This is a genomic window from Amycolatopsis vancoresmycina (assembly GCF_000716785.1).
In the GTDB taxonomy this organism is placed as follows: domain Bacteria; phylum Actinomycetota; class Actinomycetes; order Mycobacteriales; family Pseudonocardiaceae; genus Amycolatopsis; species Amycolatopsis vancoresmycina.
Window position 1 is genome coordinate 13209 of record NZ_JNYY01000039.1, and the last position, 15228, is coordinate 28436.

General features: G+C 69.7%; 13 protein-coding genes and 1 tRNA gene. 11 read left to right on the plus strand and 3 right to left on the minus strand.

The annotated features are described in order from the left end of the window. Window positions 1–55: 55 nt before the first annotated feature. Window positions 56–178 carry a hypothetical protein gene (locus tag OO60_RS48320; RefSeq protein ID WP_276204560.1) on the plus strand — a complete coding sequence of 41 codons (123 nt, stop codon included), beginning with the start codon at window positions 56–58 and terminating at the stop codon, window positions 176–178. A gap of 196 nt (window positions 179–374) precedes the next feature. On the opposite strand, the gene OO60_RS43695 is transcribed toward OO60_RS48320, so the two are convergent. Then, a complete protein-coding gene (locus OO60_RS43695) occupies window positions 375–869 on the minus strand; it encodes a MarR family winged helix-turn-helix transcriptional regulator (RefSeq protein WP_003054706.1) in 495 nt (164 codons plus the stop codon). 137 nt (window positions 870–1006) lie between these two features. Here OO60_RS43695 and OO60_RS43700 point away from each other — a divergent pair, with 137 nt between their 5' ends. Then, window positions 1007–2161: an FAD-dependent oxidoreductase gene (locus tag OO60_RS43700; RefSeq protein ID WP_003054705.1), complete on the plus strand. Its 1155-nt coding sequence runs from the start codon at window positions 1007–1009 to the stop codon at window positions 2159–2161. An 80-nt stretch (window positions 2162–2241) separates the two neighbouring features. Here the strand turns inward: OO60_RS43700 and OO60_RS43705 are convergent, their stop codons facing one another. Then, complete coding sequence (locus OO60_RS43705; protein WP_003054703.1) at window positions 2242–2676, minus strand: Lrp/AsnC family transcriptional regulator; 435 nt, start codon at window positions 2674–2676, stop codon at window positions 2242–2244. Window positions 2677–2779: 103 nt separating this feature from the next. Between OO60_RS43705 and OO60_RS43710 the strand changes: the two genes are divergently transcribed. Next, window positions 2780–3991: a serine hydrolase domain-containing protein gene (locus tag OO60_RS43710; RefSeq protein ID WP_051768018.1), complete on the plus strand. Its 1212-nt coding sequence runs from the start codon at window positions 2780–2782 to the stop codon at window positions 3989–3991. Between the two features lies 1 nt (window position 3992). Further along, window positions 3993–5015 (plus strand): Glu/Leu/Phe/Val dehydrogenase family protein, encoded by a 1023-nt coding sequence (locus tag OO60_RS43715; protein WP_003054698.1) that lies wholly within the window; start codon window positions 3993–3995, stop codon window positions 5013–5015. A 246-nt stretch (window positions 5016–5261) separates the two neighbouring features. On the opposite strand, the gene OO60_RS43720 is transcribed toward OO60_RS43715, so the two are convergent. Then, window positions 5262–5334: transfer RNA gene (locus tag OO60_RS43720), tRNA-Ala, on the minus strand. 261 nt (window positions 5335–5595) lie between these two features. Between OO60_RS43720 and OO60_RS43725 the strand changes: the two genes are divergently transcribed. From OO60_RS43725 to OO60_RS43755, 7 genes are all read left to right on the plus strand, one after another. Further along, window positions 5596–7761 (plus strand): RICIN domain-containing protein, encoded by a 2166-nt coding sequence (locus tag OO60_RS43725; protein WP_003054695.1) that lies wholly within the window; start codon window positions 5596–5598, stop codon window positions 7759–7761. 134 nt (window positions 7762–7895) lie between these two features. Then, complete coding sequence (locus OO60_RS43730) at window positions 7896–8465, plus strand: HdeD family acid-resistance protein (RefSeq protein ID WP_003054692.1); 570 nt, start codon at window positions 7896–7898, stop codon at window positions 8463–8465. Window positions 8466–8478: 13 nt separating this feature from the next. Next, window positions 8479–9393, plus strand: coding sequence for a ribonuclease Z (locus OO60_RS43735; protein WP_003054690.1), 915 nt, complete (start codon window positions 8479–8481; stop codon window positions 9391–9393). Window positions 9394–9415: 22 nt separating this feature from the next. Continuing rightward, a complete protein-coding gene (locus tag OO60_RS43740) occupies window positions 9416–11068 on the plus strand; it encodes a response regulator (RefSeq protein ID WP_003054689.1) in 1653 nt (550 codons plus the stop codon). Next, window positions 11065–12486: an ATP-binding protein gene (locus OO60_RS43745; RefSeq protein WP_003054687.1), complete on the plus strand. Its 1422-nt coding sequence runs from the start codon at window positions 11065–11067 to the stop codon at window positions 12484–12486. Before OO60_RS43740 ends, OO60_RS43745 begins: the two co-directional genes overlap by 4 nt. Continuing rightward, on the plus strand, window positions 12486–13979 hold the full coding sequence (locus OO60_RS43750) for a carboxylesterase/lipase family protein (protein ID WP_003054685.1): 1494 nt from the start codon (window positions 12486–12488) through the stop codon (window positions 13977–13979). Before OO60_RS43745 ends, OO60_RS43750 begins: the two co-directional genes overlap by 1 nt. 81 nt (window positions 13980–14060) lie before the next feature. Beyond that, window positions 14061–15134: a hypothetical protein gene (locus tag OO60_RS43755; RefSeq protein WP_033263609.1), complete on the plus strand. Its 1074-nt coding sequence runs from the start codon at window positions 14061–14063 to the stop codon at window positions 15132–15134. Window positions 15135–15228: the final 94 nt, after the last annotated feature.

The following is a 15228-nucleotide window of genomic DNA, read 5'->3' on the forward strand; positions in this document are numbered from 1 at the left end:
CAGTCCGCGAGGCGATGACGAGAGCCGGTGCGACGAGCCGTCATCGGTGAGCGAGGTGACCAGACGGGTCCGCCGGCTCTTGGACGGGTCCGAGCGGCGCATCAACCGGTCCGGCGACCTGCTTTCCAGCTCGGCGCGCCGCATCGAGCTCTCGCAGCCGCGGCTGTCGCCCGAGTAGGGCGACGTCGCGAGCAGCCCGCCGCAGAAACGAAAGGGTTCCTTGCGATCCGCCGGCCACAGCGGCCACCTTCCATCCGCAGTACGCCGTGATGCGGGATCATCGGTGCCGCCCTCGGCTTCGGGCCGGCCCACAACGACTGCACCGAGCGGGGCGCACGCCGCTGCCGGCGATTGTCCTGGGGACGGGGTTCGGGTCAGTCCCGTGCAGGTGGTGTGGAATCGCCGAGGTAGGACTCCACCGCGGCTCGCAGTTCGTCGGCAGCGCGGACGATGGTGTCCAGTTGCGCGGCCGTGAACTCGCCGAGCACTTTCTCGAGCTGCTGCTGCAACGGATCGAAGAACGCGTCGGCGGCAGCGTTGATCGCGGCGGTCGAGTGCAAGGTCACGATCCGCCGGTCGGTGCCTTCTCTGGTGCGCTCCACGTACCCGGCTTCCTCCAGGCGTCCGAGCAGGATCGAGGTGGCCCCGGGAGAGAGGCCCACGCGTTCGGCGAGGCGTGCGGGTGTCAGTGGCCGGCCGCGTTCCTCCGCTTTGATGATCTGGACGACCGCGGCGGCGTCGGTCGTGTGCATGCTCATGCTCCGGGCGAAGAACCGCGACAGTTCGTTCTGCGCGGCGCTGAACGCGGTGAAGCTCTGCACCACGCGCGTGCGCGCGTCGCTCGCCCTGGCCGGCCCGGCCTCGGTCATCCCCAGCTCCCTCCGGTGTGTGACACACGCTACCACTTGACGCAAAATAGTTTTGCGACATAATAACTTTGCGACGACAGGTTGCCGCGGTGCCGGTCGTAGGCACCGCGGCGGTCACGACAAGGTGGGAGCAGCACATGAACCGCTCGATCACGATCATCGGAGCCGGCCTGGCCGGGTTGACCCTCGCCCGGGTCCTGCACGTCCACGGCATCCCCTCGACCATCTACGAGGCCGAAGTCTCTCCGATGTCCCGTACGCAGGGAGGCCAGCTCGACATCCACGACTTCAACGGCCAGGTCGCCCTCGACGAATGCCGGCTCCTCGACGAGTTCCGCTCGATCATCAACTTCGGCGCGGAATCCATGCGGTTCCTGAGCCCGGACGGAGAACTGGTGGGCGAGATCCCCGACGACGGAAAGCTGAGCAACCCCGAAGTCCTGCGCGGGGAACTGCGTCGCATCCTCATCGAGTCACTGCCCGACGGCACGATCCGCTGGGGCCGCAAGGTCGATTCGATCGACGCTCTCGGCGGTGGCGCGCCGTTCACGGTCACGTTCACCGACGGGTCGACGGTCGACACCGACGTCCTGGTCGGCGCGGACGGCGCTTGGTCGCGCGTACGGGCGTTCCTCTCCGGGGCCTCGCCGGAATACCTGGGCACCGTCTGGGTGGAGACCTTCCTCCGCGACGTCGGCAAGCGCCACCAGCGAAGCGCCGCGTTGGTCGGCCGAGGTGCGATGCTGGCGATGGAACCCGGACGAGGGATCTTCGGCCACCGCGAAGCCGACGACGTGATCCACACGTATGTCGTCATGAAGAAGCCGCTCGAGTGGGTGAGCTCGACCGACTTCTCCGACCGTGAACAGGCGCTGACCAACCTCGCTGCAGAACTGGGCGACGGGTGGGCTCCCGAACTCCTGGAACTGATCACCAGCGGCGAAACCACACCGGTCACCCGGCCGATCTGGGGACTGCCACTCGGACACACGTGGGACCGGGTGCCGGGAGCCATGCTCATCGGTGACGCCGCGCACCTGACACCTCCGGACGGAGACGGAGCGAACTGGGCCCTCTACGACGGTGCCCAGCTCGGAAAGGCAATCGCCGCGTCGCCCGACGACATCGAGTCGGCTTTCTCGGGTTTCGCCGCCGAGATGCTGCCACGCAGCGCTGCATCCGCAAGAAAGGGATACCAGTCGTTCGAGCGGACTTTCGGCTACAACGCACCCGAAAACCTGCGGAACGTGATGGACCGCGCGACGACATACGGTCACCGCAACCACCGCTGACTCGCCGCCCGGCGCAGCCTCGGAGCGGATCGGCCGGCACCGGAAGCCCGATTGCCTAACCGACGTTGCCCGATGCAGCACTAGATCGGGATCCGGCCGATCAGGGAGTGCAGCATGATCTGCGCTCGGGTCCGCTCGACGATCGGGTGGCCGCGCAGGTCCAGCAGCAGGGCCTCCAGGTGGTCGGTGCTCTCGGTGCGGACCAGCAGGATCACGTCGCTGTCCCCGGCGACGGTGAACCCGAGGAGCACCTCGGGCCGGGACTCGAAGACCTCGATGGCCTCCTCGCGCCGGGCGTCCTTGGTGCAGAACAGTTCGACTAGCGCGTACATCTTGCGGACGTCGGGCTCGTCGACGATCGCCGTGTAGCCGCGGATGACGTCGTCCCGCTCCAGGCGCCCGATCCGGCGCTTCACCGCCGGCACCGACAGCGAGACCACGCGCGCGATGTCCGTGAGGCTGGCCCGGCCGTTCAGGACCAGCTGGTTAACAATCTGACGATCGACCTCGTCCATGTTCAAATATTATCGCTTTTCGCAAACCCGGGAACTGTTTCTGTCGCTCCGCCGGCCCTAGCGTTTACCTCGTCGATCCGACCGAGCCGAGGAAGAGCATCCGATGAAATCTCGTTCGCTGGTTACCCGTGGCGCCGCGTTGACGTTGGCCTTGACCGCCGCTGTCACCTGCGCCGTGCCCGCCCAGGCAGCTCCGGGAACGCGTGGTCTCGAAACGCTGGCCGACCAGACCGTCCGGGCCGGCGCGCCCGGCGTCGCCGTCCGCGTCTCCGGGCCGGGCGCCTCGGTCGAGATCGCCCGGCAGGCCGCATGGACGAGAGCCGATCACCGGCTGTCGGCCGACGACCAGTTCCGGATGGCGTCCAACACGAAGACCATGGTGGGCACGGTGGCGCTGCAACTGGTCGCCGAGCACCGGCTGAGCCTCGACGACAAGGTCGAAAAGTGGCTGCCGGGCCTCGTTCCCGACGGGGGCGCGATCACCGTGCGGATGCTGCTGAACCACACCAGCGGGCTGCCCGACTACATCTACGCGCCGGAGGCGCTCCTCTCGATCACCGGCCAGGTCCCGCGCAGCTGGAAGCCCGCGGAACTGCTCGCCCTCGTCGCCGCAGAGCCGCCGCTGGCCCCGCCGGGCGCGAGCTACTCCTACAGCAACACCAACTACATCGCCGCCGGCCTGATCCTGGAGCGCGCCGGGCGCCGGAGCCTGCCGGAGCTGGTGAACGAGCGGATCTTCCGGCCGCTCGGTCTGCGCGACACCTACTTCGCCACCGACGGCACCTCCCGCGACGGCGACCGGCTGGCCCACGGCTACGAACCCGACCGCGAGCACGTCGGCCCGCTGCTCCCGCCGGGGACACCGGACAGCATCTTCTTCGTCGGCCCGCAGCGCCCCGGACACGTCGACGTGACCAACCACGACCAGAGCTGGCTGTGGGCGGCCGGCGGGGTCGTGTCCACCCCGGCCGACTGGGAACGGTTCCTCAAGGCCCTGCTCTCCGGGAAGCTGCTGCCGCCGGCGCAGCTCGCACAGATGCGCACCACCGTCGAGGAACCGGACAGCAAGGGCACCGCGCGCTACGGGCTCGGCCTGGAGCAGTACCTCAGCCCGTGCGGGCCGGTCTGGGGCCACACCGGCGGCGACCCGGGCTACGGCAGCCAGAACTACGTGGACGACAGCGGCCGCTCGGCCGTCACCGTCGTGACGACCACGTTGTTCGGCACGCACGAGCCGACGCTGGCCGCCGCCGACCACAAGCTGGTCGACGGGGCGATCTGCGCGATGCTCCGCAAGCCGATCCCGGCCGGCTGACGTGTTCGCGCACGAGCACGTCACCCTCCGCACCGGAGAGCGCAGCGGCCTGCCGATCATCGTCGCGATCCACTCGACCGCGCTCGGCGACGCGGTGGGCGGCTGCCGCCTCTGGAGCTACCCCGGCTGGCGCGACGGCCTCGCCGACGCACTCCGGCTGTCCGAGGCAATGACCCTCAAGTGCGCGGCGGCCGGGCTGGACTTCGGCGGCGCCAAGGCGGTCATCCCGCTGCCGCCGGACACGGTGCTCGGGAGACGCCGGCGCGAAGCCGTCTTCCTGGACTTCGGCGACGCCGTCCAGAGCCTGGGCGGCCGGTACCGCGCCGGCGAAGACGTCGGCACGACCGCCGAGGACCTGTGGGTCGCCCGGCAGCGCACGCAGTGGGCGTACTGCCTGCCCGAAGGCCACGGCGGCAGCGGCGAGCCGTCGGAGCTGACCGCGGTCGGCGCGTTCGCCTCGATCGAAGCCACCTGGCGCCACGTCGCCGGCACGGCGTCGCTGGCTCGCCGGCGGGTGACCGTCATCGGGCTCGGACAGGTGGGCGGCCGGCTGGCGCGCCGCCTCGCCGACGCGGGCGCCGAGCTGACGGTCACCGACATCGATCCCGGCCGGCGGCTGCTCGCCGAAGAGCTCGGCGCAAAGTGGGTCGAACCGGAAGCGGCGCCGACGGTGCCGGCCGACGTGCTCGTGCCCGCCGCGCTGGGCGGGCTGCTGAGCCGGGACGTGGCCACCCGGCTCAACTGCACCGCCATCGCGGGTCCGGCGAACAACCAGCTCCAGGACGACAGCGTCGCCGAAGTGCTGGCGGCACGGGAAATCCTGTGGGCGCCCGACTTCGTGGTCAACGCGGGCGGCGTCATCCACGGGACGATCCTCGACATCCGGGGTGGCACCTGGACCGAAGCGCACTCGGCGGCCCGCGCGATCGGAACGCGCCTCACCGAGCTGTACCGGCTGGCCGAAGCGACCGGCCGCACGCCGTACGCGGCGGCGCTGGCAGCCGCGCGGCAGCGGATCCACTGAGGCGGAACCAGGGCGGAGGCGCATGCCGCTGACGTGGAGTCCGATCAACGGCGGCAGGTGTGGATCGACCCGGCGGGTGGCCGGCTGGAGTTGCGGTCGTGGGTGGCACGGTTGTTGCCGGTTCAGGATCCGGCGTCACGTTCTCGTCCGGTTCGGTGCGACGCCGTTGGAGGAGATCACGGCTGGAAAGCAAAAGCCCCTTCGGTCTGCCGGAACGGCGTGACCAAAGGGGCTTTTGCGAGAAAGTGGAGCTAAGGGGACTCGAACCCCTGACCCCCTCACTGCCAGTGAGGTGCGCTACCAGCTGCGCCATAGCCCCGAGGCGAAGGTGAACTCCGCATCTCGTATGCCCATACAGTACACCCCGCCCAGAGGGCCTCCACGCGGGGGTACCCACAACCCCCAAAGCCCCCTGACCTGCACCTTCACACCTTATTTTTAGTCCTGTATTGACTCCTCACCGTGACCGCCGTTACATTTTGCGCGGTTGTGACGCCGAGGTCCCCGCCCGTTACGCCGCGTCTCCAAACTCCGGGCACACCTCTCGATGGACGCCGCGAACGCGGCAGAGGAGGCTTCGATGACGAGACGGCGGCTGCTGACACTTCTCGCCGCAGCAACAGTCCTGGCCGGGGGTTTCGCCATCCCCGCACACGCCGCGGTCACCCCTGATGGGTGGTACTCCGTTGCCGCCGCCAACAGCGGCAAGTGCGTTGATGCCCGGGGTGCCGGGAGCGCCGATGGGACCGTTGTCCAGCAGTACTCCTGCAACCAGACCGCCTCGCAGCAGTGGCAGTTCCAGGCCACCGGGGACGGCTACTTCCGGGTCAACGCCCGGACCAACCCGGTCGCCGCGTGGGACGTCAAGGATGTCTCCGCCGCCGATGGGGGGCTGCTCCAGCTCTGGACCTACGGTGGCGGGGCCAACCAGCAGTGGCAGGCCGTCGACGAGGGCAACGGCCGGTACCACTTCGTCAGCCGCAACAGCGGTAAGTGCCTCGACGTGCCCGGTGCCTCCACCGCCGATGTGCAGCTCCAGCAGTACTCCTGCAACGGGACCGCCGCGCAGTCCTTCATGCTGACCCCTGTGGACACGAGCCAGCCCGACTTCGGCCCGAACGTCGTGATCTTCGACCCGTCGATGCCGGCCTCGGCCATCCAGAGCCGGCTCGACAGCATCTTCTCCCAGCAGGAACGCAACCAGTTCGGCAGCCAGCGGTACGCCGTCATGTTCAAGCCCGGCACCTACGCCAACGACGTCAACGTCGGCTTCTACACGCAGGTACTCGGCCTCGGCCTGAGCCCCGACGCCGTGAACATCAACGGTGCCGTGCACGTCGAGGCCGACTGGTTCCCGCCGCAGAACGCCACCCAGAACTTCTGGCGCGGCGCCGAGAACCTGTCCGTGACGCCGAACGGGGGCGCCGACCGGTGGGCCGTGAGCCAGGCCGCGCCCTACCGGCGCATGCACGTCCGTGGTGACCTGCAACTCGACGACGGCGGGTGGGCCAGCGGTGGCTGGATCTCCGACACCAAGATCGACGGCCAGGTCCGCTCCGGCTCGCAGCAGCAGTGGATCTCCCGCAACTCGCAGTTCGGCAGCTGGAACGGCTCGAACTGGAACATGGTCTTCGCGGGCGTCCAGGGCGCCCCGGCGAACACCTTCCCGTCGCCGCCCTACACCACCGTCGGCCAGACGCCGGTCGTGCGCGAGAAGCCTTTCCTCTACGTCGACGGCGGGGGCAACTACCAGGTCTTCGTCCCGAGCGTGAAGACCAACGCGTCCGGGACGACCTGGGCCAACGGCGCCGCGCCGGGCACGTCGATCCCGATCGGCCAGTTCTACATCGCCAAGCCCGGCGCCACCGCCGCGGACCTGAACGCCGCGCTCGCCGCCGGCAAGAACCTGCTGGTCACGCCCGGTGTCTACCACCTGAACCAGACGCTGCGCGTCACCCGGCCGGACACCGTCGTGCTCGGCCTCGGCATCGCCACGCTCGTCCCCGACAACGGCATCACCGCGATGACCGTCGACGACGTCGACGGTGTCAAGGTCGCCGGCCTGCTCATCGACGCCGGCACGACCAGCTCGAACACGCTCATGCAGGTCGGCCCGGCCGGTTCCACCGCGAACCACGCCGCCGACCCGACGTCGCTGCACGACGTGTTCTTCCGGATCGGCGGGGCCGCCGTCGGCAAGGCCACGAACAGCCTGGTCGTCAACAGCAGCAACGTCATCGGTGACCACATGTGGATCTGGCGCGCCGACCACGCCGAGCGCAACGAGTACGTCGGCTGGACCACCAACACCGCCGACACCGGGCTGATCGTCAACGGCAACGACGTCACCATGTACGGCCTGTTCGTCGAGCACTACCAGAAGACGCAGGTCGTCTGGAACGGCAACGGCGGCCGGACCTACTTCTTCCAGAACGAGATGCCCTACGACGTCCCGAACCAGGCGAGCTGGATGAACGGCGCCACCCAGGGCTTCTCCGCCTACAAGGTGGGCCCGAACGTCACCAGCCACGAAGCGTGGGGGCTGGGCAGCTACTGCTACTTCAGCACCAACCCGTCCGTGGCGAGCGCTCACGCGTACGAGGCGCCGAACACGCCGAATGTTCGGTTCCACGACATGGTGACCGTGTCGCTCAACTACCAGGGCACGATCACGCACGTGATCAACAACACCGGCCCGGCCACGCCGTCCGGGACCAAGGCCGTCAACCTGATGAGTTACCCCTGAGCAACCGGCGTGCGCCGTGGTGGCGGCCGCGGCGCACGCCGGTCCTTTTCAGGTACACCGAATGGGGTGTTCCGGGAGCCGGTCGGGGTAATCGCCTCAATACTGAGAGCCCCAATCCGATCCGGGAGCGGCAGATGACCTCTTTCGCAGCGTTCACCGTCGTCGAACCCCGCAAAGCCTGGCCGATCGCGGCCGTCCGCGGTGTGTTCGCCGTGCTCTTCGGGCTCTTCGCGCTGATCTGGCCCGGTGCCACCGTCCTCGTCCTGGCGATCCTGTATGGCGTGTACGCGATCGTCGACGGCATCGGCGGCCTGATGCAGGCGTTCCGTCCGGGTGACACCGGCCACCGGGTGGCCTACGGCGTCCTCGGCGCGCTCGGCATCATCGCCGGGATCCTCGTCCTCGTCTGGCCCGGCATCACCGTCCTCCTGCTGGCCCTGCTGGTCGGCTTCTGGGCGATCATCACCGGCATCGCCGAGATCGCCGCGGCGGTCCGGCTGCGCAAGCAGATCCACGGCGAAGCGTTCCTCATCGCGGCCGGTGCGATCTCCGTGCTCGCCGGCATCCTGATCGTGATCAACCCGATCGCCGGCGCCTACGGCATCGCGCTGCTCGTCGGCATCTACGCCCTGCTCTACGGGATCATGCTGCTCGTGCTGGCCTTCCGGCTGCGGAAACTGGGCGGCACCACGCCGGCCTCCTGAGTACCGTGCGGGGGTGTCGACCCGCGAACTGGTGGTGCTGGGCACCGCTTCCCAGGTGCCCACGCGCCACCGCAACCAGAACGGCTACCTCCTCCGCTGGGACGGCGAGGGCATCCTCTTCGACCCCGGCGAGGGCACCCAGCGCCAGATGCTGCGCGCCGGCGTCGCGGCCACGGACATCACGCGGATCTGCATCACGCACTTCCACGGCGACCACAGCCTCGGCCTGCCCGGCGTGATCCAGCGGCTGTCCCTGGACAAGGTCACCCATCCGGTGCACGCCCACTTCCCGGCTTCCGGCGCGCGCTACTTCGAGCGGATGCGGCACGCGACGGCCTTCTACGAGCAGGCCGACCTGCGGGAGCACCCGATCGCCGAGGACGGTCCGATCGCCACCGGCAAGCTCACCCTCGAGGCCCGGCGGCTGAGCCACCCCGTCGAGGCGTTCGGCTACCGGCTGACCGAGCCCGACGGCCGCACGATGCTCCCCGAAAAGCTGCGCGAGCACGGCATCGCGGGCCCGGACGTCGGCCGGCTCCAGCGCGACGGCCACCTCCGCGGTACCAGCCTCGAGGACGTCAGCACGCCGCGGCCCGGCCAGCGGTTCGCGTTCGTGATGGACACCCGCCTGTGCGACGCGGTGTACGCCCTCAGCGAAAACGCCGACACGCTCGTGATCGAGGCGACGTTCCTGGCCGAGGACACCGGCCTCGCGCGCGACTTCGGCCACCTGACCGCGCAGCAGGCTGCCCGCGTCGCCGCCGAGTCGGGTGTCCGGCAGCTCGTGCTGACCCACTTCTCGCAGCGCTACCCCGATCCGAAGCGGTTCGAAGCGGAAGCGCGGGCCGAGTTCGACGGCGAGATCGTGGTGGCCGAGGACCTGGAGCGGGTCCAGGTGCCGAAACGGCGTTCCTCCCCAACCGCCTGAGAAGCGCCGTAGGCTGCATCTCGTGAGCCAGCCGATCCTGATGACCGTCGACGACGATCCCGCCGTGTCCCGCTCGGTCGCCCGTGACCTGCGCCGGCGCTACGGGAAGGACTACCGCGTCATCCGCGCCGACTCCGGCCCGGACGCCCTCGACGCGCTGCGCGAGATCAAGCTGCGCGGCGACGCCGTCGCGGCCATCCTCGCCGACTACCGGATGCCGCAGATGGACGGGATCGCCTTCCTCGAGAAGGCGATGGACCTGTTCCCGCACGCCCGCCGTGCCCTGCTGACCGCCTACGCCGACACCGACGCCGCGATCCAGGCGATCAACGTCGTCGACGTCGACCACTACCTGCTCAAGCCGTGGGACCCGCCGGAGGAGAAGCTCTACCCGGTGATCGACGCGCTGGTCGAGACCTGGAAAGCGGTCGGCGACCGGCCGGTCGAGGAGGTCAAGCTCATCGGCCACCGCTACAACTCGCCGTCGTTCCACCTGCGCGACTTCCTCGCCCGCAACGCCGTCCCGTACCGCTGGTACTCGGTCGACGACGACGAAGCCTGCCGGATCCTGCAGGCCGCCGAAGCCACCGAGAAGGACATCCCGGTCGTCGTCACCCCGGACGGCACGGTCCTCAAGAACCCTTCCGGCAGCGAGATCGCCGACGCCGTCGGCCTGTCGACGCGCCCGGCACAGGAGTTCTACGACCTCGTCGTCATCGGCGGCGGCCCGGCCGGCCTCGGCGCCGCGGTGTACGGCGCATCCGAGGGCCTGCGGACCGTGCTCGTCGAGAAGAAGGCCACCGGCGGCCAGGCCGGCACGAGTTCGCGCATCGAGAACTACCTCGGCTTCCCGGACGGCGTCTCGGGCGCGCAGCTGACCGACCGCGCGCGGCGCCAGGCGCAGAAGTTCGGCGCCGAGGTGCTGACCGCGCGCGACGTCGTCGGCCTCGAAGCCCGCGGCTCCTCCCGGGTGGTCACCTTCGGCGACGGCAGCGAGATCGCCGCCCACTCGGTGATCCTCGCCAGCGGCGTCACCTACCGCGCGCTGGACGCCGAGGGCATCGAGGAGCTCACCGGCCGTGGCGTCTACTACGGTTCGGCCGCGACCGAGGCGCCCGAGTGCAAGGGCGAGCACGTCTACATCGTCGGCGGCGCGAACTCCGCCGGCCAGGCCGCGGTGTTCTTCTCCCGGCACGCCAGCGACGTCACGATCCTGGTGCGCGGCGACTCCCTGGAAGCGTCGATGTCGCACTACCTCATCGAGCAGATCGCCGGCATCGAGAACATCCACGTCCGCACGCACACCACGGTCAAGCAGGTGCACGGCGACGGGCACCTCGAGCGGATCACGCTCTGCGAGAACGGCGTCACCGAGACCGTCGACAGCGGCCACCTGTTCATCTTCATCGGCGCGGTCCCGCGCACCGACTGGCTCGGCGACACGATCCACCGCGACGAGCACGGCTTCGTCTGCACCGGCCCCGACCTGGTCGCGGGCGGGCAGCGGCCGGCGGGCTGGACCCTCGACCGTGATCCGCACTACCTCGAGTCGTCCGTCCCCGGCGTGTTCGTGGCCGGTGACGTGCGGGCGCAGTCGGTCAAGCGGGTGGCGTCCGCGGTCGGCGAGGGCGCGATGGCCGTGACGCTGGTACACCGGTACCTGGAGGAACAATGAGCGCACTGCCGCGGGAAGAGCTTCGCGGCCTCTTCCTGTTCGAACACCTTTCCGAGGACCAGCTCGACTGGGTCTCCGACAACGCCGTGCTCGAGGAGTACCCGGCCGACTCCACCGTGATCAGCGAGGGCGGCGAGGCGACCTGCTTCTACGTCCTGCTGAACGGCGCGATCCGGATGACGCGGCTGGTCAGCGGCACCGAGGTGGAGACCAACCGGTCCGACCAGCGCGGCGCCTACTTCGGCGCAACGCAGTTCTTCGTGCACCAGGAGACCGAGCACACCTACAACGCCACGGTGCGCGCGCTGTCCGACGTCACGTTCCTGACGCTGCCGTCGAAGGAGTTCTCCTTCGAGTTCCGCAAGTGGTTCCCGATGGCGACGCACCTGCTCGAGGGCATGTACCTCGGCTGGCGCAACAGCGACACGGTGATCGGCTCCCGCCGCCGTCTGCTGGCGCTGGGCGAGCTGTCGGCGGGGCTGACGCACGAGCTGAACAACCCGGCCGCGGCGGCGGTCCGGGCGACGGCCGCCCTGCGCGAACGCGTCGCCGGGATGCGGCACAAGCTCGCCTTCCTGGCCAAGAAGGACATCGACCCGGAGCTGCTCTACCAGCTCATCGACGTCCAGGAACGCCTGGTCAAGCAGGTCGCGCAGGCCGAGAAGCTGACCGCGATGCAGCAGGCCGACCGCGAGGACGAGATCGGCGACTGGTTCGACGAGCGCGAGATCGACGGCGGCTGGGACCTCGCCGACATCTACGTCCGCGCCGGCCTGACCACGGCCGACCTGGACCACGTGCTGGAGCAGGTCGGCGACACCTTCATCGACGGCGCCGTCCGCTGGCTCGCCTACGCCCTCGAGACCGAGATGCTGATGGGCGAGATCGAGGACTCCACCACGCGCATCTCCGCGCTGGTCGGCAAGGCCAAGCAGTACTCGCAGATGGACCGGGCGCCGCACCAGTGGGTCGACGTCCACGACGGCCTCGACTCCACGCTGGTGATGCTGTCCGGCAAGATCGGCGGCGGCATCCGCGTCGTGAAGGAGTACGACCGCAGCCTGCCGAAGATCCCGGCGTACCCGGCCGAGCTGAACCAGGTCTGGACGAACATCATCGACAACGCCCTCGGCGCGATGCAGGGCGAGGGCACGCTGACCCTGCGCACGTGGGGCGAGAACGACCAGGTCCGCGTCGAAATCGGCGACACGGGCCCGGGCATCCCGGCGGACATCAAACCGCGGATCTTCGAGCCGTTCTTCACGACCAAGCCGGTCGGCGAGGGCACCGGGCTGGGCCTGGACATCTCCTGGAAGATCGTCGTCGAACGGCACCAGGGCGACCTGCGTGTCGAATCCGAGCCGGGGAACACCCGGTTCGAGGTCTGCCTGCCGACGGTCGAGCAGGCCTCGCTCTGATGGCTTCCGTCCCGACGGTCACGACCGAACTCGGGGCGCTGGTCGGGCTGGCGGGTGACGGGGTCCGCGTCTGGCGCGGGATCCCGTACGCCCGCCCGCCCATCGGGGAGCTGCGGTGGAAGGCACCACAGCCGCCGGCCCTGTCGGGCGGTGTGCACGTGGCGACCGAGTACGGGCCGCACGCGATGCAGTCGCCGGACCCGATGAACCCGTCCGCGGTGTGCGACGAAGACTGCCTGTACCTCAACGTCTGCACGCCCGACGGCCCCGCGCCGGACGGCGGGTGGCCGGTGCTCTTCTGGCTGCACGGCGGCGGGTACCGCGTCGGCCACGGCGAGCAGCTGGGCGACGGCGCGGAGTTCGCCCGCGCCGGGATCGTCGTGGTCACCATCAACTACCGGCTCGGCTCGCTCGGCTTCCTGCACCTCGCCGGGATCTTCGGCGCCGCGGAACCGGACGCCGGTGTGTGCGGCTTCCTCGACCAGGTCGAGGCCTTGAAGTGGGTGCGCCGCAACATCTCCGCGTTCGGCGGCGACCCCTCGCGGATCACCGTCTACGGCGTCTCGGCGGGCGCGAAGAGCGTCGGGAACCTGCTCGGCAGCCCACTGGGCCAGGGGTTGTTCGCGCAGGCGATCAGCAGCTCCGGCGGCGCGGACCACGTGGCGACGCCGGAAGCCGGGACGGCGCTGGCGCGGCGGCTGCTGGACGAAGTCGGCTGCCACGACATGGCCGCGCTCCGGGCGTTGCCCGCCAAGGAGTTCGTCGAGGCGCAGGAACGCATCCTGACCGGCTTCCAGGCCCTGTGGCTCTGGCGCCCGACGCTGCACCCGCGGGTGCTGCCCGAGGTGCCGATCGAGCCGATCCGGCGGGGGAGCGCGGCCGGGATCCCGCTGCTGATCGGCTGCAACAGCAACGAAGGCAGCACGTACGCACTGATGCTCGGCGACGACATCGCGACGGCTCCGGCGTCCGGCGTGCTCGCGAGCATCCTCGGCGACGAAGGCGCTACGCAGCTTCTCGAGACGTACCTTCGCCGCGTCCCCGACCTGAAGGCCGCGAAGATCGCCGCAATGGGCGACGAACGCTACGGCATCCCGACGCAGCGGCTCGCCGACGCGCAGTCCGCGCACGCCCCGGTGTACCGCTACCGGATCGACATCGCCGCGCCCGGCGTGCCCGAGCAGCTCGACGGCGGCCACGGCACCGAGACGACGATGGCGTGGAAGACCCCGCTGCCGCTGGCCTCGCACGGTTCCGCCGTCAACCCGAAGCGCGAGAGCGCGGCGTTGCTGATCCACCGCGCCTGGGTGCGGTTCGTCCGGGACGGCGTCGCGGACGCCGACGGCCCCGAGTGGCCGCCGTACGGCCCCGAGCTGCGGCCGGTGCTGGTTTTCCGGGAAGACACCGATCTGGTCCTCGATCCACGCCCCGACGAGCGAAAAGCCTGGGGCGACACGGAATGGGCGTCCGGGACCTGGTTCCCGGTGACCTGAGACCGTTCCTTCACCCGCCGTTCACTTCGAACCGGCTCGCTCCCGCGTCCAATGGGCGAAGGCGCGTCGAGGGGAGTGCTCGTGAAACGCCGGGTGTCGATCGGGCTGGCCGTGGTGCTGGTGCTGGCCGTCGTCGGAGTGATCATCTGGGGCCGCGGCGACGGCACCGCGTCGGACGTCGCGACCGTGCGCGGGGTGATCGGTTCGGAGAAGCAGGCCTTCTTCACCGACCAGCGCGTCGTCGACGCCTTTGCCCGCCACGGCCTGAAGGTCGAGGTCGACACGGCCGGGTCGCGGCAGATCGCGACGACCGTCGACCTCGGGAAGTACGCCTTCGCGTTCCCGTCGTCGTCGCCCGCGGCGCAGAAGATCCAGCGCGACCGCAAGGTGACGACGGTGTACACGCCGTTCCAGTCGCCGATGGCCGTCGCCTCCTTCGAGCCGGTCGTCGCGCTGCTTCGCGCCAATGGGGTCGTGCACAAGGGCGCCGGCGACTACGACGTCCTCGACATCGCGAAGTACCTCGACCTGGCGAAGGCCGGGACGCGCTGGGACCAGCTGCCCGGCAACACCGCCTACCCCGCGCGCAAGAACGTCCTGGTCACCACGACCGACCCGCGCGAGTCGAACTCCGCGGCGATGTACCTGTCGATCGTTTCCTTCGTCGCCAACGGGAACGCCGTCGTCAGCGCGCCCGACCAGGAGGCGAAGGTGCTGCCGTCGGTGGCGAAGCTGTTCCTCGACCAGGGGTACACGCAGAACAGCACCGAAGGGCCGTTCGAGGACTACCTGTCCGCGGGCATGGGCAAGACGCCGCTGGCGCTGATCTACGAGTCGCAATTCGTCGACCGGGTGGTCCGCGGCGACGGCTCGATCCGGCCGGACATGCGGATGCTCTACACCGCGCCGACGGTCTACTCCAAGCACACGCTGGTGCCGCTGACCGGCGACGGCGACAAGGTCGGGCAGCTCCTCACCACGGATCCCGAGCTGGGCAGGCTCGCCGCGACCTTCGGCTTCCGCACCACCGACCCGAAGCTGTTCGCCGAGGTCGCCGCCCCGGCCCACGTGCCCGCCGACCTGGTGGACGCCGTCGAGCCACCGTCGTTCGAGACCCTGGAACGGCTGCTCGACGCCGTCGGCAAGCAGTACTGACACGAAGATGAACGAGACTCGCTGGTGGAGATGGGGTTGGTCTGGTCTTGTGTCAGGTGGGGATTGGGTCGAAGCGGACGGTCATGCCCAGCGC